The following is a 24,267-nucleotide window of genomic DNA, read 5'->3' on the forward strand; positions in this document are numbered from 1 at the left end:
CGTACAGGGTATCACACGCTGTTTTCTGCCCATAATTCCTCTGCTTAGCGCGCGGAAAGTTGTTCAATAAAATCGAACAAAGGTCTCGAAATATTCCGCTATCCCTGTTGGAAAAAGATGCCTAGAGTGTAATCCATGCGAGGGACACCGAGTCCTGATTTCACTGTCATTAAGGAATTACCGATGAGCAACGTACTGGTACTCAAATCAAGCATCCTGGCGACCTACTCTCAGTCTAACCAACTGGCCGACTTTTTCATCGAGCAATGGAGCCAAACCCACGGCGGCGACACCATCACCGTGCGTGATCTGGCTGCCAACCCGATTCCAGTGCTGGATGGCGAACTGGTTGGCGCACTGCGCCCTTCCGATGCACCGTTGACGCCACGTCAGCAGGAAGCGCTGGCGTTGTCCGACGCACTGATCGCCGAACTGCAGGCCAACGACACCATCGTTATGGCGGCGCCGATGTATAATTTCAACATCCCGACCCAGTTGAAGAACTATTTTGACCTGATTGCCCGCGCCGGCGTGACCTTCCGTTACACCGAAAACGGTCCGGAAGGCCTGGTGAAAGGCAAACGCGCCATCATCCTGACCAGCCGCGGTGGCATTCACAAAGGTACGCCGACCGATCTGGTTGAGCCATACCTGCGCCTGTTCCTGGGCTTTATCGGCATTACCGAGGTTGAGTTCGTGTTTGCCGAAGGCATCGCCTACGGCCCGGACGTGGCAACCAAAGCACAGGAAGATGCCAAAGCGTTACTGGCGCAAGTGGTTACCGCCTAATATTGGCCCGGGCGCCAGCGCCACAGATTGCCGCCAGATCCCCGCCGTTCAGCCAAGCCTGAGCGGCTTTTTTTTACCCGCTATCGCATCACCTGGTGGGGTATTGCCGCTGTGCTGTTACGCAGCAGCGTGCACGGATTGGGTTACTTTTTCAGCCACTGGCCATTGATGCCACGGACATATTCCCCTGGCTGCGCGCGCGCCACCAGTTTCTGCCCGGCCATGCGCGCCACCTGGTCAATGGTGATGTGATTGGCCTGCGCCACTTGCTGATACTGTTCGCTACGTCCGTTATTGATACGGCTGACCAGTTCCAGCGTTTGCGCGTCCTGCTTTACCGGTGCGACATAACCGCTCAGCGTTTCGCCCAGTCGCCCCTGGGTTTTGGCTTCATCCAGCGTTAACGCCATCGCCATGCTGCTGAATAACCCACCGATAGCCATCAGCCATAACACTCTTTTTTTCATTCTGTCGGCTCCTAGAACAGATCGCTGCGGTTTTTCAGCATGGTTTCCACGTCTTTGTCCACTTTAATGTGGATTTCATGTTCTATCTTGACGTTCATGTTGATGGTAATCGGCTCTTTCGGCGTCGCCACTTCAATGCGCGGCACGCAACCGTTAAGCAAAAACGCGCTGACCACGGCAGCCAATACTGGCCCGGTGATGATTCTCATGGTTGTTCCCCAGGTTCTGCGAGTGCCTGCTCCAGCCACTCCTGTAGATTGTCGCCAAAGCGCAGGCTGCGCCACAGCTGAAACACGTTTTCCTGATGGCTATAGTTCAGAATAACCTCTCGTTTGGCACTTTTCAGCGGATTGACCCCGTCGATTTTCGCGTGCAGGCTCAGCTCGCCCAGATTATCCAGATCGACCCGAGCCTGCGAACGGTTGATTTCCATATAGCGCAACCAGTCGATCGCCGCGCCGGTCGCCAGATTGTTACTGGCGATGGCATCCGCCATATCCTTGTCCAGTCGCAGTGTCAGAGTGCCGGCATTGGCGATCCAACCGTTGCGCACCAGCCATTTGGGATGGTTAAGGTACAACGGCAGTTCGCCGTCGACCCGCCCGGACATGGCGAACTGCTTGGGCTTCAATACCGTAAACAGCGCGCTGAGATCGACATTGTCCAGTTTCAGCACCGCGGCGTCATGCTGCGGAAAACGCAATGCAGACAGGCTGATACGGCCATTGAGCATATCAACGCCAAGGTTGCTGAGCGTCAGCGGCATCCGTTCGCTGTAAGGGTATGTTCCCTGCAGATCGGCGGTAATGTTCTGCATCTCAAACAGGTTGCTCAGCGATTTAATCCGCAACGTCACTGGCTGTTTGGCGCCAAGCTGCCACAGATGATTTTTAAGCCGATAGGACATGACGAAATCCAGTCCGCTCATTTCGCCGTCTTTCAGCCACATACCGCCATTGCTGACCACCCAGTGGCCACCGGCCTCAAAGCCTTGCACGCGTGCAGCAGAAAACGCCGTCTGGGCATAAAACTCGCCGTCACGCAGAGCAATATTCAGATCCGGTGAAATCAGCGGTTGGAACACCGCCAAGCGCTGCTTTGGCCACCAGCCTTCGCCACGCAGTCGCTCGCCGTCCCAACGGCCGCGCAGCGCGATTGGCCCTATTTCCTGCGCATCCAGCTTGCCCTGCCACTGGAAATTATTCGGATCGCTGCCCTGCAGTTGCAGGTTGAGGGTCGACGGCGGTAAATGCCCACCGTCGGTGAATCTGACGCTGTCAGCCACCAGTTTCAAATCGCCATCAAATGCCGGCTGCGTCTGGTCACGCTGCCAGCGTAGCGGTTTATTCAGCGTCAAACGTGGCGCATTGACCGTGACCATGCCGTATTTCAGCTTGTCGAATCCGGTAGAAAGGCGCTCAAGGGTCAGCGTACTGTCATGCCAACTGCCGTTACCGGCCACGTCCCACGCCGCCAGCAGCGGTGGCATGTCGCCGCGGCCCCAGTAGCGCCATTGCCAGTGACCGTGGTCGGGCCAGAAATCCTGCGCCTTACCGTCCAGATGCAGCTTGACCTGCCCCCAATAGTCATCGCTGGCGCGGATAATCGCCTGCAAACGACCGGTGATGCCGGCGGCGGTCACCTTCACCCCGGCCAGCGGCAGGCGCGCCTCTTCGAGCCGCATTTCCGGCGTAGCGTTACCCCAGGCACGCAATAGCGAACCTGGTTGCAGCACCAGCGTCGGATTGAGGATCGAGCCGCTGAGGATCCCAGGGATTGATGCAGTCAATGAATAATCCGCCAAATTGGCCTGGCCGGTCAGTTGGAAACCGAGATCGCTCTGCGTCAGACCAATGGTGCCCGGCCCGAGCGTCAGTACCGCATTGCCTTTGCCGTTGTGACCGGCGGTGATGACGTTGAGTCGCGCGCTGATCTGGGTTTCATCGAACCCCTTGCTCCAATCGTGCAGCGCAACGCTGATGCCGCCATTCAGCGGTTGGTCGATATACGGCCAACGCCATTCCCCCTTGGAAATGCTGATCTGATGAGCATCAACCGCCCACGGCAGCGTCGCCAACGGCCGATCGTCGCCCTTTTCGGTTAGCGTTACCACACCCTGACGCTGTTGCCAGTGCACCGCCATCAACAACGGCTGATCCAGGTAGCCGGTCTGCATTTCACCCTGTAGCGTCCCTTGCTGTGGCATGCTGTGCAGATCGAGCGGAATGGCGATTTGCCCGCTAAGGCGTAATGGTTCACTGCTATTGGGGGGCACCACAATCAGTTGACGTACGCTGAGCCGTTGTTGCCGATCCAAGACGGCGTCGACGCTAAGATTTTTGCCGGTGTAATGCAACTGCTGGCCATTAGCACTGGAGCCTAGTTGCAGTTTGCCAGCGTAGCGTTGCCACGGCAGCAGCTTCAGTTCGCCAACGGTCATCTCCAACTGCGGCAATTGCTGCTGCAGTTTATCCAGCGTCAGCGTGGCGTCACTGGCATCGCCGCCAGGCAGCGAGGACAGGCAGGCGCTATCGACGCTGAGCTGGTCGCTGACCAGTTGCCATCGGCCAGCGCTATAGCGCAGGCGTGTCGGCCCGATGTCGGCCAACAGGCAGTCCTGCGCCTTGAACTGCGCCCCTGCCAGCGACAAACCGCCCTGCTGCCATTGCAACGGCCCTTTCATTACTAGTTGGCTACCGGACGGCAGCCAATGAGCCACCACCCGTGGCAACCAGTGTGGCAGCGTTTGCCATAGGGTGAACGGCAGGATCACCATGCAAGCCACAATCCCTATGAATACTTTCAATCGCTTAGTCATTAAATGATTGTTTCAGTCCTGAGTACGGCACGCCCGCGGTTAAGTGTATGCCAGAAAGGACGATAATGATGGCATGAATTTGCGGTAGCGGGAAGGCAACCCGCCGCTCCGGCGGTGAATTCGGCGTATTTGACCGATGACTATCCTGCTTTGGTGGTTTTTTCTTACAGATTATCCGTTTGCGCCACCGTCGTTTCAGACTTTTATTATTGTGGTTACGCACAATGATTAATAGTCTTGCAATGATTATTATAAGTAAGTTGTATATTCGCGCACCTCACTGCGGCGGGTATATGTGAAGAAGCCTATTCCCCCACCGGTTACGTGGGGATTTTTTTGCCTTTCATCCGGTTCATCCTGACGCTGCCATCCGTCGTGGCCGTTGCTACGCTTACTATTACCAAGGCGATCGCCATTGGGCGCGCTGCCGCTCAACGCCAGCGGACAATGCCGCTAAGTGATTGTCAAAAATGGAAAATCCCTTTAAACTTAGCGTAAATCAACGGTGGAGAAACCACGATGAAACTGGCGATATACAGCACTAAACAGTATGACCGTAAATATCTTGAGCTGGTAAACCAGCAGTTTGGTTTCGAGCTGGAATTTTTTGACTTTCTGCTCAGCAAAAAAACCGCAAAAACCGCCACTGGCTGCAAAGCGGTTTGCATCTTCGTTAATGACGATGGCAGCCGCGAAGTGCTGGAAGAGCTGGCAGCCCAGGGCGTCAAAATCCTTGCACTGCGCTGTGCCGGTTTTAACAATGTCGATCTGGACGCAGCGAAAGCGCTGGGCATCGATGTGGTGCGCGTGCCGGCCTATTCGCCAGAAGCGGTGGCCGAACATGCCGTCGGCCTGATGATGTGCCTGAATCGCCGTATTCATCGCGCCTACCAGCGCACCCGAGACGCCAACTTCTCGCTGGAAGGCCTGATCGGTTTCAATATGCATAACCGCACCGCCGGCGTGATCGGTACCGGCAAAATCGGCGTAGCGACCATGCGCATCCTGAAAGGCTTCGGCATGAAGCTGCTGGCCTACGATCCCTACCCTAGCGCCCAGGCGCTGGAGCTGGGCGCCGAGTATGTCGATCTGAAAACGCTGTACGCCCAGTCCGACGTCATTACCCTGCACTGTCCGTTGACGGCGGAAAACCATCACTTGCTCGACGCCGAGGCGTTTTCGATGATGAAAGACGGCGTGATGGTGATCAATACCAGCCGCGGTGGATTGGTTGACTCCTCGGCGGCCATCGATGCGCTGAAGCAGCAGAAAATTGGTGCACTGGGGATGGACGTGTATGAGAACGAGCGGGATCTGTTCTTTGAAGACAAATCCAACGACGTGATTCAGGATGACGTTTTCCGCCGTCTCTCGGCCTGCCATAACGTGCTGTTTACCGGCCATCAGGCGTTCCTGACAGAAGAAGCGCTGACCAGCATTTCTGAAACCACGCTTAAAAATGTCGATCAACTGGCGCGTGGTGAACCCTGCGCCAACCAGTTGAATGCCTGAAAGGAGAGCAGAATGACCCGGTTATTACCTCTGGCACTGGCCAGCGTGTTATTGGGCGGTTGTGCCATGCAAACGACAGAATCAGCGCAGCCGGTGGTGGTCGCCAGCGATCTGCAACATCACAACTTTGTGTTGCAAAGCGTTGACGGTGTGACGGCCAACGCCACACAGGGCCGGGGACCGAGCCTTGAATTCGGCGAACGGCTGCATGTGTCGGGCGTCATGTGCAACCGTTTTTCCGGCTTCGGGCAATTGCAACACGGCGTGCTGACGGTCAAAAACCTGGCGATGACACGCATGCTGTGCAGCGATGCGCAGCGTAACCAATGGGACGGCATCATTACTCAAGTGCTGCACAATGGCGCGCAGGTCACACTGCAACAGCAACAGCAACAGCTGACGCTGAGCGACGGCACGCATACGCTGGTGTATACCCTGAAAGACTGGGTGCAATGATCACCCACCCAGGCTGGATTCAGCCTGGGTTAGCCTCACCCGGCTCCCGAACAGGCTCCCTGGCCTAGTGCCCACTCCTCGCATTGCTTGCCGTCCGGCATTTGACACATTCTAACCGTTTCGCCATTGAGCAGATGGGCAATCGTGGTGGTGCCGCCCACGTTCGCGCAGTGCGCACTGGTAGGTAAATGATTGATTTTGGCGCTAGTCCCCTGCTGTTGCGGTTCATCATTATTGCTGCTGCATGCAGCCAATACCAGAACGGCGCCAGCCAGCCACCCGTTATGCATTGCCATTGTTTTCTCCTGAATCCGTTATTGTGCTGTGGTAACCTGCGAGCCTCTTGGTGGACACGTATATTAAATGTTGCAACAAACTTATTTAATCTAGCCTGTTGGTTAAATAATGAGAATATAAATCGGCAATTATCAGATTAATTTTTCACCGCACGGCAACCGGCCATGACGGCGTATCCGGCCATTGAGCACACCGCCGGTACCGCCCCCCGCTACCGGCCGACGCCGCCACTCGCCGTCGGGCATCGCTCGGCTCGCCACCAGACCAGCTTCAGGGGCAACCCGCCGTGCGCCAACGGCCCCCACTTAATTCAACGCCGTTGGAATAGAAAATAATCTTCAATGCGCGCTGGTTTTTGATAACAAATTAATGACCAAAACGCCGGCGATTATTAACCCCATGCCAATAATTGCCGGCCAATCCAATTTCTGGTTATAAACAAACACCGCGGCAATCGACACCAGCACAATTCCCATTCCCGACCAGATGGCATAAACGATACCCAATGGCATGGTTTTCACCACCATCGACAAGCCCCAGAAAGCCACGCCATAGCCGACCACCACCACCAACGACGGCCACAATCGGGTAAATCCCTCAGAAGCCTTGAGCATGGTGGTGGCAATCACTTCGGCGATAATCGCCATGGTTAAGTAGATAAATCCGTTCATTGTTGTGCTCTTGCGTTAATTGCGGTCTGCCTATTATGACAGTGTTTAAATATATTGGCGTTAACCGGCGATGACATTTATCGATAAAATAATCCTCTGACGCTGAGAAATATAAATTTACAACTGCAGCTGAGCACTAAAAGCCACGTCACACAATCGTGATAAAGTGAGCCAAATAGCCTCTGCTAGACTTTGCCGATGACTACGACGTTATTTATATAGGCAATGAAATGATCACTACAGATGGCAACAATGCCGTTGCGTCGGTGGCTTATCGCACCAATGAAGTTATCGCAATCTACCCTATCACCCCCAGCTCCACCATGGCCGAACAGGCCGACGCCTGGTCTGGCGATCGGCGCAAAAACATTTGGGGCGACGTACCGCGGGTGGTGGAAATGCAGTCCGAAGGTGGAGCGATCGCCACCGTACACGGTGCCTTGCAAACCGGGGCATTGTCGACGTCGTTCACCTCATCGCAGGGGTTGCTGCTCATGATCCCCACGCTGTATAAACTGGCGGGTGAACTCACGCCGTTTGTACTGCACGTGGCAGCCCGTACCGTAGCCACCCACGCGCTGTCGATCTTTGGCGATCACTCCGACGTGATGGCGGTTCGGCAAACCGGCTGCGCCATGTTGTGCGCCAGCTCGGTGCAGGAAGCGCAGGATTTTGCGCTGATCGCCCAGACGGCGACCCTCAATAGCCGCATTCCGTTTATTCATTTCTTTGATGGTTTCCGCACCTCTCACGAAATCAACAAGATCGTGCCGTTAAGTGACGATACGCTGCGCCAGATGCTGCCGCAGAATGCCATTGATGACCACCGCCATCGGGCGCTGTCGCCGGAACGTCCGGTGGTGCGCGGCACCTCCGCCAACCCGGATACCTATTTCCAGGCACGTGAAGCCACCAATCCATGGTACAGCCAAACTCGCGAACACGTTGGCGACGCCATGCAAAAGTTCGCCGAACTGACCGGCCGCCACTACCAGCCGTTTGACTATTACGGCCATCCGCAGGCCGAGCGCGTGGTGGTGTTGATGGGCTCCGCCATCGGCACCTGCGAAGAAGCGATCGATACCCTGCTGGCGCGCGGCGAAAAAGTCGGCATGGTGAAGGTACGGCTGTATCGGCCGTTCTACGCCGCCGATCTGCTTGAGGCGCTGCCCGCCAGCGCGCAAAACATTGCGGTACTGGATCGCACCAAAGAGCCCGGCGCCCTGGCCGAACCGCTGTATCTGGACGTCATGACCGCATTGGCCGAGGCCTTCAGTCGCGGTGAACGCCCTACGCTGCCGCGGGTCATCGGCGGGCGTTATGGCCTATCGTCAAAAGAATTTGGTCCGGACTGCGCGCTGGCGGTGTTTACCGAATTGGCGCTAACCGATCCGCGGCCGCGCTTCACGGTCGGTATTTTCGACGACATCAGCGGCCTGTCGCTGCCCATCGGCGATCCACTGCCGCCCTCGCACGCCACGCTGGAAGCGCTGTTCTACGGCCTGGGCAGCGATGGTAGCGTGTCAGCGACCAAAAACAACATCAAAATCATCGGCAACGCGACCCCGATGTTTGCCCAGGGCTATTTCGTCTATGACTCGAAAAAGGCCGGCGGTCTGACGGTGTCGCATCTGCGGGTCAGCGAACGGCCAATAAATTCCGCTTATCTGGTTGCGCAGGCCGATTTCATCGGTTGTCATCAGGCGCAATTTATTGACAAATACCAGATGGTGGAACGGCTCAAACCTGGCGGCATTTTCTTGCTGAATACGCCCTACGATGCCGATGAGGTATGGGCGCGGCTGCCCCAGGAAGTACAGGCGCTGCTGTGTCAGCGTCAGGCGCGTTTCTATATTGTCAATGCTGCCAGGCTGGCGCGAGAATGCCGACTCGGCGCCCGTATCAATACCGTGATGCAAATGGCGTTCTTCCAACTGACACAAATTCTGCCGAACGACGTCGCGCTGCAGCAACTGCAGGATGCTATTGCTCACAGCTACGCCAGCAAGGGGGCGGATATTGTCGAACGCAACTGGCAGGCGCTGGCGGCAACGCGTCTGGCGCTGCAGGAAATCCCGCTGCAGTCGGTCGACCCACACAGCGCGATGCGCCCGCCGGTGGTTGCCGACACCGCACCAGACTTTGTCAAAACGGTCACTGCCGCCATGCTGGCCGGGCTGGGTGACAGCCTGCCGGTTTCCGCCTTCCCGCCAGACGGTACCTGGCCGGTCGGCACCACCCAGTGGGAAAAGCGCAACATTGCCGAACAGGTGCCGATCTGGCAAGCCGAACTGTGCACTCAGTGCAACCACTGCGTCGCCGCCTGCCCGCACTCCGCCATTCGCGCCAAAGTGGTCGCACCCGAGGCCATCGCCGATGCGCCAGCCGGCCTGCAATCGCTGGACGTCAAGGCGCGCGACATGCGTGGCCAGAAGTATCTTTTGCAAGTCGCGCCGGAAGACTGCACCGGCTGTAACCTGTGCGTGGAGGTCTGCCCGGCCAAGGATCGGCAGGATCCGTCGATTAAAGCGATCAATATGGCCTCGCGACTGGACAACCTGGCGGTCGAAAAAGCCAATTATGATTTCTTCCTGCAACTGCCGGAAATCGATCCGGCGCAGCTTGAACGTATCGACATTCGTACATCGCAGCTGATTACCCCGCTGTTCGAATATTCCGGCGCCTGCTCCGGCTGCGGCGAAACCCCCTATATCAAACTGCTGACCCAGCTGTACGGCGATCGGCTGCTGATTGCCAACGCCACCGGCTGCTCATCGATCTACGGCGGCAATCTGCCGACCACGCCATATACCACCAATGCACAAGGGCGTGGGCCGGCATGGGCCAACTCGTTATTTGAAGACAACGCCGAATTCGGTCTGGGCTTCCGCCTGACGGTCGACCAGCATCGCCAACGCGTGCTGCGGCTGCTGGAAACGCTGGCGCCGCAGTTGCCGGTTGAACTGGTCAACGGTTTGCAACTGACCGACGTCGCGCCAGAGCCACGCCGTCAGCAAATTGCCACCTTGCGCAGCCTGCTGGCTGACGTCGAGGGCGAAGACGCGCGGCAGTTGGCCTGCGATGCCGATTATCTGGTGGACAAATCCATCTGGCTTATCGGCGGAGACGGTTGGGCTTATGACATCGGCTTCGGTGGCCTGGACCACGTGCTGAGCCTGACGGAAAACGTCAATGTGCTGGTGCTGGATACCCAATGCTATTCCAACACCGGCGGCCAGCAGTCGAAAGCCACGCCACTCGGTGCGGTAACCAAGTTCGGCGAGCACGGCAAACGCAAGGCACGCAAAGATCTGGGGATCAGCATGATGATGTATGGTCATGTCTACGTGGCGCAAATCTCGCTCGGCGCGCAGCTCAACCAAACGGTAAAAGCCATTCAGGAGGCGGAATCCTATCCCGGACCGTCATTGATCATTGCCTACAGTCCCTGCGAAGAACACGGCTATGACCTGGCGCTCAGTCACGATCAGATGAAGCAGTTGACCGCCACCGGTTTCTGGCCGCTGTATCGGTTCGATCCGCGACGCGCAGATGCAGGTAAGGCGGCGCTGGCTCTAGATTCGCGCCCGCCGAACAGCGAATTGAGCGCTACCCTGCTTAAGGAGCAGCGCTTCCGTCGCCTGAACAGCCAGCAGCCGGAGGTCGCCGATGCGTTGTACCAACAGGCGGAACAACAACTGAAGGAAAAATACGACTTTCTCAGTCTGCTGGCCGGCAAGGCGGAAAAATCCGCCGCCGAATGACCGCCGCCTTGGCGTGCTACCGAGCGCGTCAAGGCAATCGCTGACAAGGATAAAGCAGCACGTCAGTTAAAACGGCTGGCATTCGTCCGTACAATCCGTACCATACACGCCACATCTCTATGGCGTGTTGATTGATGCAATGAATCATGAACCAGTTACTGATAAATGCTAAACTTGCCAACGAAAAAAATGCTGCGCCAATAGAGCCCCAACATGAGAACGAGCACGATTTAAATGTCAGATAAACAATCAGTTAGTCAAAAAGAGCAGTACAACCTCAACAAGTTGCAAAAACGCCTGCGCCGCAACGTCGGCGAAGCGATTGCCGATTACAATATGATTGAAGAAGGCGACCGCATCATGGTTTGCCTGTCCGGCGGTAAAGACAGCTACACCATGTTGGAAATTCTGCGCAACCTTCAGCAAAGCGCGCCGATCAATTTCTCGCTGATTGCGGTTAACCTCGATCAGAAACAGCCAGGGTTCCCGGAACACATTTTGCCGGCCTATCTGGACGGCCTGGGCGTCGAATATAAAATCGTCGAAGAAAACACCTACGGCATCGTGAAAGAGAAAATCCCTGAAGGCAAAACCACCTGTTCACTGTGTTCGCGCCTGCGCCGCGGCATTCTGTACCGCACCGCCAGCGAACTTGGTGCGACAAAAATCGCGCTTGGCCACCACCGCGATGACATTTTGCAAACGCTGTTCCTCAACATGTTCTACGGCGGGAAGATGAAAGGCATGCCGCCGAAGTTGATGAGCGACGACGGTAAACACGTGGTGATCCGCCCGTTGGCCTATTGCCGTGAAAAAGACATCGAGCGTTTCGCCATCGCCAAAGAGTATCCGATTATCCCCTGCAACCTGTGTGGTTCGCAGCCGAACCTGCAACGCCAGGTGGTTGGCGATATGCTGCGCGATTGGGACAAGCGTTATCCTGGCCGCATCGAAACCATGTTCAGCGCCATGCAGAACCTGGTGCCGTCACACCTGTGTGATACCGAACTGTTCGATTTCAAGGGCATTCGTCACGGCAGCGAAGTGGTCAACGGCGGCGATCTGGCGTTCGATCGTGAAGACCTGCCAATGCAGCCCATCGGCTGGCAGCCGGAAGAGTCCGATGACGCCAGCGTGGTGCCACAACGGCTTAACGTGTTGGAAATCAAATAATTACCCTGCTCCATCGGCGGTGCGTCGATGGAGTTCCCCCCCTGCCGAGCTGTTTTCGAGCTCGCTCACAATTCAAGCAAAAATCATCTGACATTGTCAGTGTCCGGGTGTACTGTTTATTTGTACAGTTAACTGGAGATTGACGATGAACATCACCCCTTGCTTGTCCCACGTTTCGTTGGGAACCAACGCCTTTGACCAGGCTGCAGAGTTTTACGATCGGGTGCTTGGCGCACTAGGCTGCCGACGCGTATTGGAACACCCTGGTGCCATCGGTTACGGTCGCGATTACCCGGAGTTCTGGTTGCAAACGCCAATCAATGGTAAACCGGCCGCCATCGGCAACGGCATTCACGTCGGTTTCTTCGCCACCAGCAAACAGCAGGTTGACGAGTTTTATCGACAGGCGCTGCAGGCCGGCGCACAAGATGACGGCGCACCGGGCTCGCGGCCGCATTATGGTGCCCAATATTACGGCTGTTTCGTGCGCGATCTGGACGGACACAAGATAGAAGCCAGCTTCTGGGATGAATCTGCCGGCTGATTTGCCGCACGACAGACAAAAAAATGCCGGTGTTTAAACCGGCATGGTATGAATCAAATATGCTATGCAGTAATTCTAAAATAAGAAAGTAAGACAATTATGGAGCGCAACGCCCATCGCTTGACGTTGCATTCACCTGCGAGAGAGATCATGCCGCACTTTGTCCCGGCAAATGTTGATATCGCTCAATGTTGTCAGGGTTTACCTCGTTTTTTGCCAGACAAACTGTCCAGACGACCTGGTGCTACAGCCAACGACTGCGCCTGAGCCACCAGGCCACGCCAAGCACCAGCGCCACCAGCATCAGGCAAAATGCCGCAAAACCCAGCGGATCGCTACCGCCTGGAATGCCGCCAAGGTTGACGCCGAACAGGCCGGTGAGGAAGGTTGTCGGCAGAAACACCATCGCCAGCAATGACATGGTATAGGTGCGCCGGTTCATGGCATCCGCCATAACGGTAGTGATTTCATCCGACAGGATCGCGGTGCGTGCAATGCTGCCATCCAGATCGTCAAGCCCACGGCCAAGACGGTCGGCAATGTCCTGCATCCGCCGCCGGTCGTCGTCGCTCATCCACGGCAAACGCTCGCTGGCCAGGCGCGAAAACACATCTCGCTGGGGTGCCATATAACGCCGCAGCACAATCAATTGTTTGCGAATCAACGCCAGTTGGCCGCGTTCGGGGATTTGCTGCTCCAGCAACGCGTCTTCCAGATCGATAATCTTGTCGTGCAGATCTTCAATAAATTCACTGGCGTGGTCGGTCAGCCCGTCGGAAATCTCCACCAGCCAACTGCCACTGTTGGTCGGCCCTACGCCGGACTGTAAATCATTGACCACTTCATCAATCGAATACACCTTGCGATGACGCGTCGAGATAATCATTTTGTCGGTAATGTATACCCGAAACGTCACCAACTGATCGGGTCGCGAATTGGCGTTAAAGTTGATACCGCGCAAGGTGATCATGGTGCCGTCCCCCTGCCGCGTTACCCGCGGTCGTGTGCTGTCCCCAGACAGCGCTTCGCGTACGCTATCCGGTAGCAGCGGCGTGGTGGCCAACCACTGCGCACTGGCAGGATGCGCATAATCCAGATGCAGCCAGCTCGGCGCGGTACAGGTAATATTATCGTCGGGTTCAATCGGCGTTACACCGCCTTTGCCGTCCAGCTGAAAAGCATAGACCGCGTCAGAAACTTGCAGCGCATTGCCGGCAATGACATCCATTGCATCTCCTCTCGTCGTCTTCTACTCGCGTTAAGCTGCGCATTGGCGCGTGGTCAATCAATGTTTGATGATATACATCGTTTGGCTGTAAGCCACGTCTTCCGGGTTGGTGATCGGGTAGCCTTTCACCCAGGGTTTGATCAGCCGACCATTGGTGTATTGATATATCGGCGCAATCGGCGCCTGGTCGGCAATGATCTGCTCTGCCTTGTTGTAATCGGCATTCAGCGCAGACGGTTGAGTCTGGCGGCTGGCCTGTTCCAGTACGCGATCGTAATCGGCGTTGCGGAATTTGGCGATGTTGCCGCTATGGCTGGAACCGAGCAGCGAAAGGAAGGTCGAGGCTTCGTTGTAATCACCGACCCAGGACGCGCGCACCACGTCGAAGTTGCCGGTATTGCGGCTGTCGATATAGGTTTTCCACTCCTGGTTTTGCAATTTCACCTCTACGCCGAGCTTCTTCTTCCACATCGAGGCCACCGCGATGGCAATCTTCTGATGGCTTTCCGAGGTGTTATACAGCAACGTCAACGTTAGCGGCTTGCCTGGACCGTAACCCGCTGCCTGCATCAGCGCTTTGGCCTGCGCATCCAGTTCATCCTGCGACTGTTGCTGCAACAGGCTTTGCTGTGGCTTAAACCCGGCGGTAACGTCCGGCGTAAAGTGATAAGCCGGTTTTTCACCGGTACCCAGCACTTTTTCGGCAATGATCTTGCGGTCGATGGCATAGGACAAGGCCTTGCGCACCCGCAGATCGTTAGTTGGCGCGCGCTGAGTATTGAAGGCGTAATAATAGGTGCCGAGCTGATCCGGCGTGTACACCTGCCCCGGGATGTCCTTCAGCAGCTTCTGGTACATATTTTTCGGGAATGATTCTGTGATATCAATATCCCCCGCCAGATAACGCTTGGTGGCGTTGGATTCCTGATTAATCGGCACAAAAGTGACTTGATTCAACACGGTATGTGCATGGTCCCAATAGTGCTGGTTTGGCACCAGCACCAGTTTTTCATTGACCACCCGCTGCTGTAGCGTGAAGGCACCATTGCCCACCAGATTGCCGACTCGAGTCCAGTCATTACCATATTTTTCTACTACCGCTTTCGGTACCGGGAACAAACTGAAGTTGGCCGTCAGACTGACAAAATATGGCACCGGCTTATTCAACTGCACCTTCAGCGTGTATTTATCCACTGCCGTCACACCCAATTGGTCGGCGGGCATTTTGCCGGCGATGATCGCCTCGGCGTTTTGTATAGCAGCCAGCTGTGCGAACCAGGCAAAAGGCGACAGACTGGCAGGATCGACCAACCGTCGCCAGCTGTAAACGAAATCCTCAGCCGTGACAGGGTCACCGTTGGACCAACGCGCATCTTTACGCAGGGTGAAAATGTAGGTTTGATTGTCGCTGCTTTTCCAGCCGGTGGCGACGCCGGGTATCACTTTGCCCTGTGCGTCCTGATTGACCAATCCCTCGAATAAGTCGCGAGCAACCTGCGCTTCTGGCAGACCCACCGCTTTGATGGGATCGAGTGAGGCCGGCTCGTCTTTGATGTGGCGAACAATTTCCTGTTTTTCGGCCAACGCGGTGCCGGCCGGTACCTGTGCGGCTGTGGCGCTAAAGCTGGTGCTGACCGCTACGGCACAACACGCCAAACGAAAACGCCGTTGAATTATTTTTATCGCCATCATCAATCATCCCGAGTTAACCATCTGAATTATTTATCATATAGCACAAGATCGCGCAGACCTATAGCCAGAGAGCAACTAGATTTAAAAACTGGGCGACAAACGATAAAAAATACCCGCGACAGGCGCGGGTATCGGTATAACGGCAGGATAATCAATCGTACAAATGCACGCTGGTAATCTGATAACTGAACTCTTCACCCTCTTCTTCATCGAAAATGGTAAATACACCTTTTTCCGCCAACGGGCGTTGATGAATGTCGGTATTTTGCAGTTGACGCGCGTCCACGTCGTCATAGCCGTAATCGAGATAGAACGCGTCCCGTTGGTAATCCACGTGCAGGGTAAACGGATAGTTGGATTCATCACCACGACCGTCGTCATTCTTCACAACGCCGAACCACTCGCCCTGGCGGATCTGGTTTTCATCATCGACGCCGCACAGCAGGGTAATAGTATCCTGGGTATTTTCACTGTAATGGGCAATTACTCGGGCAACTGGCATATAACATCCTCTTTCTGGTTATCGGCTTGGCATGACATCAGTATATCAAGCCTCGATGCCGGCGCTACCAGTCAATATTCAGCACGGTTTTACCACGCGCGCCGCCGGCCTTGCTGGCAGCCAGCATTGCCGGCGCCTGGCGGATGGACACCATGCGCTCGAGCGGGATCTGCAATTCGCCACGCGCCACTTTTTCTACCAATAACGCCAGTTCTTCGGCGTTGATCTGCGCGTTGAGATTGCCGCCGTGCAATCCGCGCGGCCTGAGTCGATCGGGTAGTGCCGCCCCCAGGGTGCTAACCGCCGCGCCGCCATGATGTACGCTGACCAATAACGCGCTGAAGCCGTCGACGTCGCTTGCCAGATCGATGATGCCATCAACGCCCTGCGGATAACGTTGTAACAACTGCTGCGCCAGCGGTGCCTGGTGGTGATCGATTACCACGTCGGCCCCCAGCGTATGTAGGCTGGCGCGGCTATCCGCTGCGCCGGTGGCGATAACCGTCAGCCCCTGCAATTTGGCCAACTGCACGGCAAAGCGCCCTACGCCGCCGCTAGCACCGACGATAACCACCTGAGAACCTGCCGGTAATGCCAGTTTTTCCAGCGCTTTCAACGCCGCGCCGGCGGCCACCGGCAACGCGGCAGCAGCGTTCAGGCTAACGGCATCCGGTACCTGCGCCAACGCCGCATGCTGATCGATGGCCGCATATTGCGCATAACTGCCGGCGCCCACCACGCCGAACAGAAAGCTGCCGACCAGGCGTTCGCCGGGCCGGAAACGCGTAACGTCTGGCGCGATGGCTTCCACCTCGCCGGCGCCGTCAACGCCCAGCACCAAGGGGAAAATATGCGGCAGCTTACCCTCCAGCAAACCCTCCGCCACCCGCCAGTCGAACGGATTCAACCCGGCCGCCGCCAGCTTCACCAGGATCTGACCTGGTTTGACAACCGGCTTGGCCAGCTCGATTTCCTGTGGTTCTGCGCCGATTTTTGTCACGGCTATCGCTTTCATCAACGCTCCTGAGTCTCGGTGAGTGATAACGCTGTCAGCAAATTGACACTGTTTACATTATGGACAAGGATTTCCAGCAGGGTGAAACATTGCGCTGGGAAAGTTGCACCAAAGCGTAATACACTGAATAAAATAACAATCGTCTTAACTTACATTGGCACTACGGGACCACACCATGATTCAACAGCGACCACGCAGTGAACGTGGCCAATTGGCCGTTGCAGGAGAAAGTTACGGGAAATCGTTGTTAGGCGCACCGCTGCTGTATTTTCCGGCTGCGGTCAGCGGCCCGGAAACAGGACTGGTGATCGCCGGAACGCATGGCGATGAGAATGCCGCCGTGGTTACGCTGTCTTGCGCGCTACGCAGCATTTCGCCGGCCAGGTTACGCCATCACGTCATTTTGGCGGTCAATCCGGACGGTTGCCAGTTGGGTCTGCGGGCCAATGCCAACGGCGTCGATCTCAACCGTAACTTCCCCGCCGCCAACTGGCGCTCCGGGGATACGGTTTATCGCTGGAACAGCGCGGCGTCTAGCCGTGACGTCAAGCTTTCTACCGGCGGTCGCCCCGGTTCCGAGCCGGAAACTCAGGCGTTATGCCATTTGATCCACCGCTTGAAACCGCGCTGGGTGGTGTCTTTTCATGAGCCTTTGGCCTGTATCGAAGATCCTGACAGCTCACATCTTGGCGTATGGTTGTCACATAAATTCGCCCTGCCGCTGGTCAGCAGCGTCGGTTACGAAACCCCCGGTTCGTTTGGCAGTTGGTGCGCCGATCTGTCATTGCCCTGTATCACCGCCGAATTCCCGCCCATTTCGGCCGATGAAGCCAGCGAAAAATACCTGGACGCCATGATCGAACTGCTGGTTTATCCGGATTAACGGCGGCCTACGGCGGCGTTATTCACTCTCCAGCCGAATAGCGCCGCAGGCAAAATCCAGCCCCGGTTCAACGTCCTGCGCCAACCAGGTCGGCCCGTCAAGATCGACAAAACGCGTGCCCGGCACCAACGGTAGCGCGGCGCTTATCGCCCGCGAGGTGCATAACATGCAGCCAAGCATGATAGCCAGTCCCTGTTGACGCGCCTGTGCCGCCAACGCCAGTGCTTCGGTCAACCCTCCGGTTTTATCCAGCTTGATATTCACCATTTCATAGCGACCGGCCAGCGTCGGCAGGTCGTCGCGGGTATGGCAACTTTCATCAGCACAGATCGGCAACGGGTGAATAAAGTTTTCCAAGGCCTGGTCTTCGTGGGTCGCCAGCGGCTGCTCGAGCATCGCCACCTGCAGATCTGCCAGCAGTTGGCAACGCGCCGCCAGCCCTTCTGCCTGCCACGACTCGTTGGCATCGACGATCAGCGTCGCCTTCGGCACCGCGCCGCGAATGGCCACCAACCGCTCGCTGATTAAATGGTCGTCCAGCTTGATTTTTAACAGCGTGGCGCCTTGGTGATACAGCTCCAAGGCGGCAAAGGCCATCGCCTCCGGCGTCGCGATACTGACGGTTTGTGCCATGGTAATATGTTGCGGCGCGCTGATACCGCTGCGTTGCCACAGACTTTCGCCCTGCTGCCGACACTCCAGATCCCACAATGCCGAATCCAGCGCGTTGCGCGCCGCGCCGGCCGGCATCAGCTGTTGCAGTTGAGCGCGCGTAACACCGCCTTCGATCGCCGACACCATCGCCGCCAGTTGCGCCATCACGGAACCTTCACTTTCACCGTAGCGCGGATATGGCGTACATTCACCAATACCGCACACGCCCTGCTGCTCGATTTCCACCACCACTACGTCGGCCTGCGTGCGGCTGCCGCGCGCGATAACGAACGCGCTACGCAATGGCCAGGATTGAGGATAAAAATGCATGCTTCTCATCGTGGCTCCTGAATGAAAAAACGCACCCTGTGACGCCAGTACGCGGATGTATTCTAATATATACAACTATTTAGCCAATTTTATATATCCAAGTAGCCATTGTTGACTTAAACTGTCGACAGGGTGTGAACCTAATGTTAAATGCCAACCTGATGGCCGCTCAATTAGGTTAATACCTTTGTATCAAACCCCTTAAAAGGAACCAAGTCATGACTCAGACAGTACATTTTCAAGGTAACCCGGTAGCCGTTGCCGGCCAACTGCCGCAGGCTGGCGATCGCGCCAAGGCGTTTTCACTGGTTGCCAAAGACCTTTCAGACGTGACGCTGAGCAGCTTCGCCGGCAAACGCAAAGTGCTGAACATTTTCCCGAGCATCGACACCGGCGTCTGCGCCACTTCAGTGCGTAAGTTCAACCAGTTTGCCAGCGAAATGGACAATACCGTGGTGCTGTGCATTTCTGCCGATTTGCCGTTTGCCCAGTCCCGTTTCTGCGGCGCGGAAGGCCTGAGCAACGTGGTGATGCTGTCGACCCTGCGTGGCGCTGAATTCAAACAGGCTTACGGCGTAGAAATCAGCGACGGTCCGCTGGCCGGCCTGACCGCGCGCGCGGTGGTGGTGCTCGATGGTCAGGACAATGTCCTGTACAGCGAACTGGTCAACGAAATTACCACCGAACCGAATTACCAAGCCGCGCTGGCGACGCTGAAGTAACGCCAAATAAAAAAGCCCGATGCTCATATCGGGCTTTTTTTTTACTCTTCGCCGTCTTCCACCGGCTTGCGGCTGCTGAGGCCGTATTCACGCAGCTTGTTGGCGATGGCGGTATGTGATACTCCCAACCGTTTAGCCAATTTACGCGTGCTTGGATAGGTGCGATAAAGGCGTGTCAGCACCGAACGTTCGAAACGCTTGCTGATATCGTCGAGCGAACCGTCGAGCACTTCGTCGCCCAATGACATTTCCACTTCAAATTCCGGCAGAACGATATCTTGCGGCCGCAGCTCGAAGCCTTCGGTTTGCGTCAACGCACGGTAAATGGCGTTCTTCAACTGACGGACGTTGCCGGGCCAACCGTATTTGCTGAGGAAACCACCAAGATCGCTCGCCAGCTTCGGCCGCGCCACGCCCTGTTCGTCAGCAAAGCGCGCCACAAACAGTTCGGTGAGCGGCATGATGTCTTGCGGCCGTTCGCGCAGCGGTGGAATGGTAATGGTCAGCACGTTCAGGCGGTAATACAGGTCTTCGCGGAACTCGCCGCGCTGTACCAGTTCGATCAGGTTCTTCTGGGTGGCGCAGATCACGCGAACATCGACATGCACTTCGTGATCTTCGCCGACGCGTCGGAAGGTACCGTCGTTAAGAAAGCGCAGCAGTTTGGTTTGCATGCGTGGCGACATCTCGCCGATTTCATCCAGCAGCACCGAGCCGCCGTTCGCCTGCTCAAAAAAGCCTTTCTTGCTGGCGGTCGCGCCGGGATAGGCGCCCGCGGCATGGCCGAACAGTTCGCTTTCCGCGACGTCATCCGGCAGTGCCGCGCAGTTAAGCGCCAGAAACGGCAGCTTGCCGCGCGGGCTACGCAAATGGCAGGCGCGCGCCAGAATGTCCTTGCCGGTACCGGTGTCGCCGATAATCAGCAGCGGTGCGTCAAGCATCGCCAGCTTGCGTGCCTGCTCCAGTACCTGGCGCATTTTCGGACTGACGGCGATGATATGATCAAACTCGGTATCATCATTCACCGACAGATTTTGCAACTGCCGCCCCATGCGCGCGGTTGATTTCAACATCACCACCGCACCCACGGTATCGTGCTGATGGTTTTCATCTTCGAGGTGGATTGGCGTAATATCCATCAGGAAGTCCTGACTGCGGATCACCACCCGCTCAGAGTGCGGCGCCGCGTGTTCATTTTCCAACCAGCGGGTAAAGTTATAGCCGCCAATCAGCTGACCGGCTGTCTGATTGCGGATCTTGTCTTCGTTCAGGCTGAACAGCGCCAGTGCGGCGGGGTTGGCCAGTTCGACCTTGCCCTTCATGTCGATGGAGAACACCGGCTCCGGCATCGACTCCAGCAGCGCGCGCAATGCGCGATGTTCACGCTCGGACGGCATGAAATTGACGGTACGTACGTCGGTAACGCCGTCAATGCGGCGGATTTCGGCCATTAACGCGCGAAATGTATCGAAATCAAGCTGTGAGAAATTGAGATAAATGCGGCCGATAGGATCGATTTCGATGCCACGTAAATCAATGCTGCGCGATACCAAAAGATCGAGTAGTTCTCGAGTGAGACCGAGCCGGTCTTCGCAAAATACTTCCAAACGCATCAGTAGTGGCCTTATTTTTGCAGGTTTTACGTACGCGGGATGATTGGCGACCATGATACTCTCTCATCCCGGACGGAAGAAGCGATCTGTCAGCAAAAGTTGACAGGGCTCTGATTTATCGTTGTCATTGATGAGTTTAAACGCAACCGAATAACACCATCGGCGTCATTTTAGCTTACTCTTGGTGGATTATCATAGTCAGCAGGGATTTTTTGGATAATTATCAACAAATCACAGCGGGAAATGCTTTCGTCAAGCGCGGCTTACGCCTTGAGATAATTGGCCGCACCGGGAGCGATGCGGCCAGCAGGATTATTTTTCTTTCTTGCTGTTGTTCTTCATGGTGTCCTTCAACTGATTGATCAGTTGTCCGCGAAAATCCCCAAGTTTTGGCTTATCCCCCTCCAGCCAGGGAAGCGGTCGACACAGTTCCATAGCCTTGATGCCGAGACGTGCGGTCAACAAACCAGCGCCAATGCCCTGCGCCGCTCGCGCTGAAAGCCGCGCCGCCAAATCTTGCGACATCCAGTCCATACCCACTTCGCGCACCAGTTCCGACGCGCCGGCAAAGGCGATGTTCAACAATACCAGTCTGAACAGACGTAAACGGCTAAAGTAGCCCAGTTCGATGCCATACAGCGCCGCAATGCGGTTGATCAGCCGGATATTACGCCAGGCGATAAACGCCATGTCCACCAGCGCCAGCGGACTGACGGCAATCATCAGCGTTGATTCCGCCGCCGAACGGCTGATTTCCCTGCGCGCCTGATTATCCAGTACCGGCTGCACCAGTTTGGCATATAACGCCACCACTTCCCGGTCGTTCTGCGTTTCATGCAGCGACGCCTGCCAGCGCTGCAACGCCGGGTGCCCCTGATCCAGCCCCGCCTGACGTGCCAGCTTTTCGCAAAATTCGCGCCCTTTGCCCAGACCATGGCTGTGTAGCAGATCGCGCGCGACGTCGCGTTCTTCCGCACGCTGGCGCAAGCGGTATAACCGGCGCCACTCGGTCAATACCGAGCCAACGCCGGCGCAGACAATCAACCCACCCGCTACGCCGCCACCGAGGGCAATCCAGTCTTGCTGCAGCCAGGCGTCGTGCAGCCACTGCACGCCCTGCGCCACCACGCTGACGCCAAACAACGCCAGTCCGGCGCTCACCATTTTGCGCCACAGGCTGCGCTTTGGTTTCAACGCTGCATTGACGATGCCTTCCGCTCGCCCTTCTTCTTCGCTCGCATCCAACTGCTCCGCGATCGGCAGGAAGTTTTCCGCCTGGCGTTGATCAAAGGCCATCCCGGCACGCAGCACCGGCTCTTGCGGTGCTTGCAACGGTTGTTCAAAATTGATACGCGGTTTTAACGGTTCGCTCATCGCAATTTATCTCCCAGCAAAAACTCCATCACCGCATCCAGACGAATATGCGGTAACGGGCTGTCCACGCTCATCGCCTGTGGACGAAACTCATCAAAGTGGAACCCCTGGTTATGCCAAAAGGCCGGGCCGGGTAAACGCGCTGGCACTTCGCCGGGGAACACCGTCAGCGGCGCACCGTCTGCCAGGCGACTGCCCTTCAGCGCCGGGATGCGCTGCCCCTGGTGATCGACGATACCGCTTTCGGTTGCCTGCACCGAGGCCAGCCCGACGCAGTCCATGCTGATGCCTTCAAACGCAGCGTTCTGCCACGCCTCCTGCACCAACTGCTGCAACAGCGATACCAGATTGGCGTGCTGATCGGCAGTGATATGGTCGGCCTTGGTGGCTGCGAACATCAGTTTATCGATGGTAGGGGAAAACAGCCGACGGTACAGCGTACGCTTGCCATAGTGGAAACTTTGCATCAGTTGCGTCAGCGCCAGCCGCATATCGTTGAAGGCCTGTGGCCCGCTGTTCAGCGGTTGCAGACAGTCCACCAATACGATCTGGCGATCGAAGCGGGAAAAATGCTCTTTATAAAAGTTTTTGACGATCGACTGGCAGTAATAGTTAAAGCGCGTACGCAGCATGCCAATATTGGTGTGTTTGTCAGCCTGCGCCAGCCGGGATTCGCCGCTGGCATCGACTTTCGGCCACGGGAAAAATTGCAACGCCGGCGCGCCGGCCATATCGCCCGGCAGCACAAAGCGGCCCGGCTGAATAAAATGCAGCCCTTCGGTCTTGCAACGCAGCAGATAATCAGTGTAGGCCTGCGCAATCGCCGCCAGCCGGTTTTCATCCGCCGGTGCCAAAGGATCGAGGGTGTCACACAGCGCCAGCCACGGCTTGGCCCATTCGGCGCGGTCGCCTTGCAACAGGCCGGTCATTTGCCGCGACCAGGCCAGATAATCCTGTTCCAGCATCGGTAAATCGAGTAACCATTCACCCGGATAATCCACGATTTCCAGATACAGGGTCGAGGTCTCTTTAAAATGGCGCAGCAGCGAATCGTTGGAGCGGTAGCGTAATGCCAGACGAATTTCGCTGACGCCACGCGTCGGCGTCGGCCAGCTCGGTGGTGTGCCATACAGCTGTGCCAGTCCTTCGTCATAGGTAAAGCGCTGAATACCCAGATCGCGCTGAGGAATGCGTTTCACCCCCAGCAGCCGTTCTTCACGCACCGGCGAAAACAGCGGCATGCGGGCGCCGCTGTGCACATGAAGCAATTGATTGACGAAAGCCGTGATGAACGCCGTTTTGCCGCTGCGGCTCAAGCCGGTCACCGCCAGACGCAGATGACGATCGATACCGCGATTGACCAGCGAGGTTAACTCATTTTGCAAACGTTTCATTCTTCTCCTTGGCAGATACCTTTTACCTTGCAAAGCGCAGCATTACCGGTTGGCCGGCGCACCGGGTTAGCGCTTGCCGTTAGCGGGTATAACGCCCGAACAGCGTGTTTAGCCCTTTGCGCAACAACGGTTCCAATACCACCGCCAATAGCAGGCGCAGCGGTTTGCGGCTGACGGTCTTCAGCAACCATGAGGTTGCCCCCGCCGGCCCGTAACTCATTAACCCTATGATGATGACTTTAGACAATGTCTTCAACATTGCAGCTGCTCCTTGCTTGAACGTGGAGGTTTTAGCGCCATTAATAGCTGAAGTTTTGTTCATGGAATGCCCTCCGGCAAGAGAATCAAGGGGAACAGACGATATGCCCG

At 56.4% G+C, this 24,267-nt stretch carries 22 protein-coding genes; 8 read left to right on the top strand and 14 right to left on the bottom strand.

Annotated features, from left to right (window positions below; translation table 11 throughout):
• The first annotated feature begins 183 nt into the window (after positions 1–183).
• Positions 184–789, top strand: coding sequence for an FMN-dependent NADH-azoreductase (locus AC2AXP_RS07140; protein WP_039992084.1), 606 nt, complete (start codon positions 184–186; stop codon positions 787–789).
• A gap of 143 nt (positions 790–932) precedes the next feature.
• On the opposite strand, the gene AC2AXP_RS07145 is transcribed toward AC2AXP_RS07140, so the two are convergent.
• Genes AC2AXP_RS07145 through AC2AXP_RS07155 form a run of 3 tightly spaced genes read right to left on the bottom strand, consistent with a single transcriptional unit; the run spans position 933 to position 4,074 of the window.
• Positions 933–1,256: a YdbL family probable chaperone protein gene (locus AC2AXP_RS07145; protein ID WP_004962673.1), complete on the bottom strand. Its 324-nt coding sequence runs from the start codon at positions 1,254–1,256 to the stop codon at positions 933–935.
• 11 nt (positions 1,257–1,267) lie between these two features.
• Positions 1,268–1,465, bottom strand: coding sequence for a YnbE family lipoprotein (locus AC2AXP_RS07150; RefSeq protein WP_004962669.1), 198 nt, complete (start codon positions 1,463–1,465; stop codon positions 1,268–1,270).
• On the bottom strand, positions 1,462–4,074 hold the full coding sequence (locus AC2AXP_RS07155; protein WP_004962667.1) for a YdbH family protein: 2,613 nt from the start codon (positions 4,072–4,074) through the stop codon (positions 1,462–1,464). Before AC2AXP_RS07155 ends, AC2AXP_RS07150 begins: the two co-directional genes overlap by 4 nt.
• 519 nt (positions 4,075–4,593) lie before the next feature.
• Here AC2AXP_RS07155 and AC2AXP_RS07160 point away from each other — a divergent pair.
• Together AC2AXP_RS07160 and hslJ are read left to right on the top strand one after the other, a co-directional pair.
• Positions 4,594–5,586, top strand: coding sequence for a 2-hydroxyacid dehydrogenase (locus tag AC2AXP_RS07160; RefSeq protein ID WP_004962665.1), 993 nt, complete (start codon positions 4,594–4,596; stop codon positions 5,584–5,586).
• Between the two features lie 12 nt (positions 5,587–5,598).
• The gene (hslJ, locus tag AC2AXP_RS07165) at positions 5,599–6,042 is read left to right on the top strand and encodes a heat shock protein HslJ (protein WP_484381525.1); all 444 of its coding nucleotides are present in this window, start codon (positions 5,599–5,601) and stop codon (positions 6,040–6,042) included.
• 35 nt (positions 6,043–6,077) lie between these two features.
• Here hslJ and AC2AXP_RS07170 read toward each other — a convergent pair whose 3' ends face one another.
• Together AC2AXP_RS07170 and AC2AXP_RS07175 are read right to left on the bottom strand one after the other, a co-directional pair.
• Complete coding sequence (locus AC2AXP_RS07170; RefSeq protein WP_004962659.1) at positions 6,078–6,338, bottom strand: putative hemolysin; 261 nt, start codon at positions 6,336–6,338, stop codon at positions 6,078–6,080.
• Positions 6,339–6,677: 339 nt separating this feature from the next.
• Complete coding sequence (locus tag AC2AXP_RS07175) at positions 6,678–7,010, bottom strand: SMR family transporter (protein ID WP_004962655.1); 333 nt, start codon at positions 7,008–7,010, stop codon at positions 6,678–6,680.
• A 230-nt stretch (positions 7,011–7,240) separates the two neighbouring features.
• On the opposite strand from AC2AXP_RS07175, the gene nifJ reads away from it, so the two are divergent.
• The 3 genes from nifJ to AC2AXP_RS07190 all read left to right on the top strand — a co-directional run bounded on the left by nifJ (position 7,241) and on the right by AC2AXP_RS07190 (position 12,491).
• On the top strand, positions 7,241–10,774 hold the full coding sequence (nifJ, locus tag AC2AXP_RS07180) for a pyruvate:ferredoxin (flavodoxin) oxidoreductase (RefSeq protein WP_371901631.1): 3,534 nt from the start codon (positions 7,241–7,243) through the stop codon (positions 10,772–10,774).
• Between the two features lie 234 nt (positions 10,775–11,008).
• Positions 11,009–11,947 (top strand): tRNA 2-thiocytidine(32) synthetase TtcA, encoded by a 939-nt coding sequence (ttcA, locus tag AC2AXP_RS07185; RefSeq protein ID WP_004962649.1) that lies wholly within the window; start codon positions 11,009–11,011, stop codon positions 11,945–11,947.
• A gap of 145 nt (positions 11,948–12,092) precedes the next feature.
• Complete coding sequence (locus tag AC2AXP_RS07190) at positions 12,093–12,491, top strand: VOC family protein (RefSeq protein WP_004962647.1); 399 nt, start codon at positions 12,093–12,095, stop codon at positions 12,489–12,491.
• 244 nt (positions 12,492–12,735) lie between these two features.
• On the opposite strand, the gene zntB is transcribed toward AC2AXP_RS07190, so the two are convergent.
• The 4 genes from zntB to AC2AXP_RS07210 form a co-directional block, all read right to left on the bottom strand.
• Positions 12,736–13,719 (bottom strand): zinc transporter ZntB, encoded by a 984-nt coding sequence (gene zntB, locus AC2AXP_RS07195; protein WP_004962642.1) that lies wholly within the window; start codon positions 13,717–13,719, stop codon positions 12,736–12,738.
• Between the two features lie 57 nt (positions 13,720–13,776).
• On the bottom strand, positions 13,777–15,408 hold the full coding sequence (locus AC2AXP_RS07200) for a peptide ABC transporter substrate-binding protein (protein ID WP_039992716.1): 1,632 nt from the start codon (positions 15,406–15,408) through the stop codon (positions 13,777–13,779).
• A gap of 154 nt (positions 15,409–15,562) precedes the next feature.
• Entirely contained in the window at positions 15,563–15,913 is a 351-nt protein-coding gene (locus tag AC2AXP_RS07205) for a hypothetical protein (protein ID WP_004962638.1), read from the bottom strand.
• A gap of 64 nt (positions 15,914–15,977) precedes the next feature.
• A complete protein-coding gene (locus AC2AXP_RS07210) occupies positions 15,978–16,928 on the bottom strand; it encodes an NADP-dependent oxidoreductase (protein WP_273868340.1) in 951 nt (316 codons plus the stop codon).
• 175 nt (positions 16,929–17,103) lie between these two features.
• Between AC2AXP_RS07210 and mpaA the strand changes: the two genes are divergently transcribed.
• Positions 17,104–17,811 (top strand): murein tripeptide amidase MpaA, encoded by a 708-nt coding sequence (gene mpaA, locus AC2AXP_RS07215; RefSeq protein ID WP_273868342.1) that lies wholly within the window; start codon positions 17,104–17,106, stop codon positions 17,809–17,811.
• Between the two features lie 18 nt (positions 17,812–17,829).
• Here the strand turns inward: mpaA and ycjG are convergent, their stop codons facing one another.
• Positions 17,830–18,804, bottom strand: coding sequence for an L-Ala-D/L-Glu epimerase (gene ycjG, locus AC2AXP_RS07220; RefSeq protein ID WP_484381526.1), 975 nt, complete (start codon positions 18,802–18,804; stop codon positions 17,830–17,832).
• A 209-nt stretch (positions 18,805–19,013) separates the two neighbouring features.
• On the opposite strand from ycjG, the gene tpx reads away from it, so the two are divergent.
• The gene (gene tpx / locus AC2AXP_RS07225; RefSeq protein ID WP_004962627.1) at positions 19,014–19,517 is read left to right on the top strand and encodes a thiol peroxidase; all 504 of its coding nucleotides are present in this window, start codon (positions 19,014–19,016) and stop codon (positions 19,515–19,517) included.
• 41 nt (positions 19,518–19,558) lie between these two features.
• Here tpx and tyrR read toward each other — a convergent pair whose 3' ends face one another.
• The 4 genes from tyrR to pspD all read right to left on the bottom strand — a co-directional run bounded on the left by tyrR (position 19,559) and on the right by pspD (position 24,220).
• Positions 19,559–21,130, bottom strand: a complete 1,572-nt coding sequence (gene tyrR, locus AC2AXP_RS07230) for a transcriptional regulator TyrR (RefSeq protein ID WP_039992082.1) — start codon at positions 21,128–21,130, stop codon at positions 19,559–19,561.
• Between the two features lie 312 nt (positions 21,131–21,442).
• Positions 21,443–22,504: a TIGR01620 family protein gene (locus tag AC2AXP_RS07235; protein ID WP_484381527.1), complete on the bottom strand. Its 1,062-nt coding sequence runs from the start codon at positions 22,502–22,504 to the stop codon at positions 21,443–21,445.
• Positions 22,501–23,898, bottom strand: coding sequence for a YcjX family GTP-binding protein (locus AC2AXP_RS07240; protein WP_004962618.1), 1,398 nt, complete (start codon positions 23,896–23,898; stop codon positions 22,501–22,503). The genes AC2AXP_RS07235 and AC2AXP_RS07240 overlap by 4 nt, the downstream gene beginning before the upstream one ends.
• Before the next feature lie 79 nt (positions 23,899–23,977).
• A complete protein-coding gene (pspD, locus tag AC2AXP_RS07245) occupies positions 23,978–24,220 on the bottom strand; it encodes a phage shock protein PspD (RefSeq protein WP_004962616.1) in 243 nt (80 codons plus the stop codon).
• Positions 24,221–24,267 lie beyond the last annotated feature (47 nt).

It is taken from the genome of Serratia sp. Sp408 (assembly GCF_057180665.1).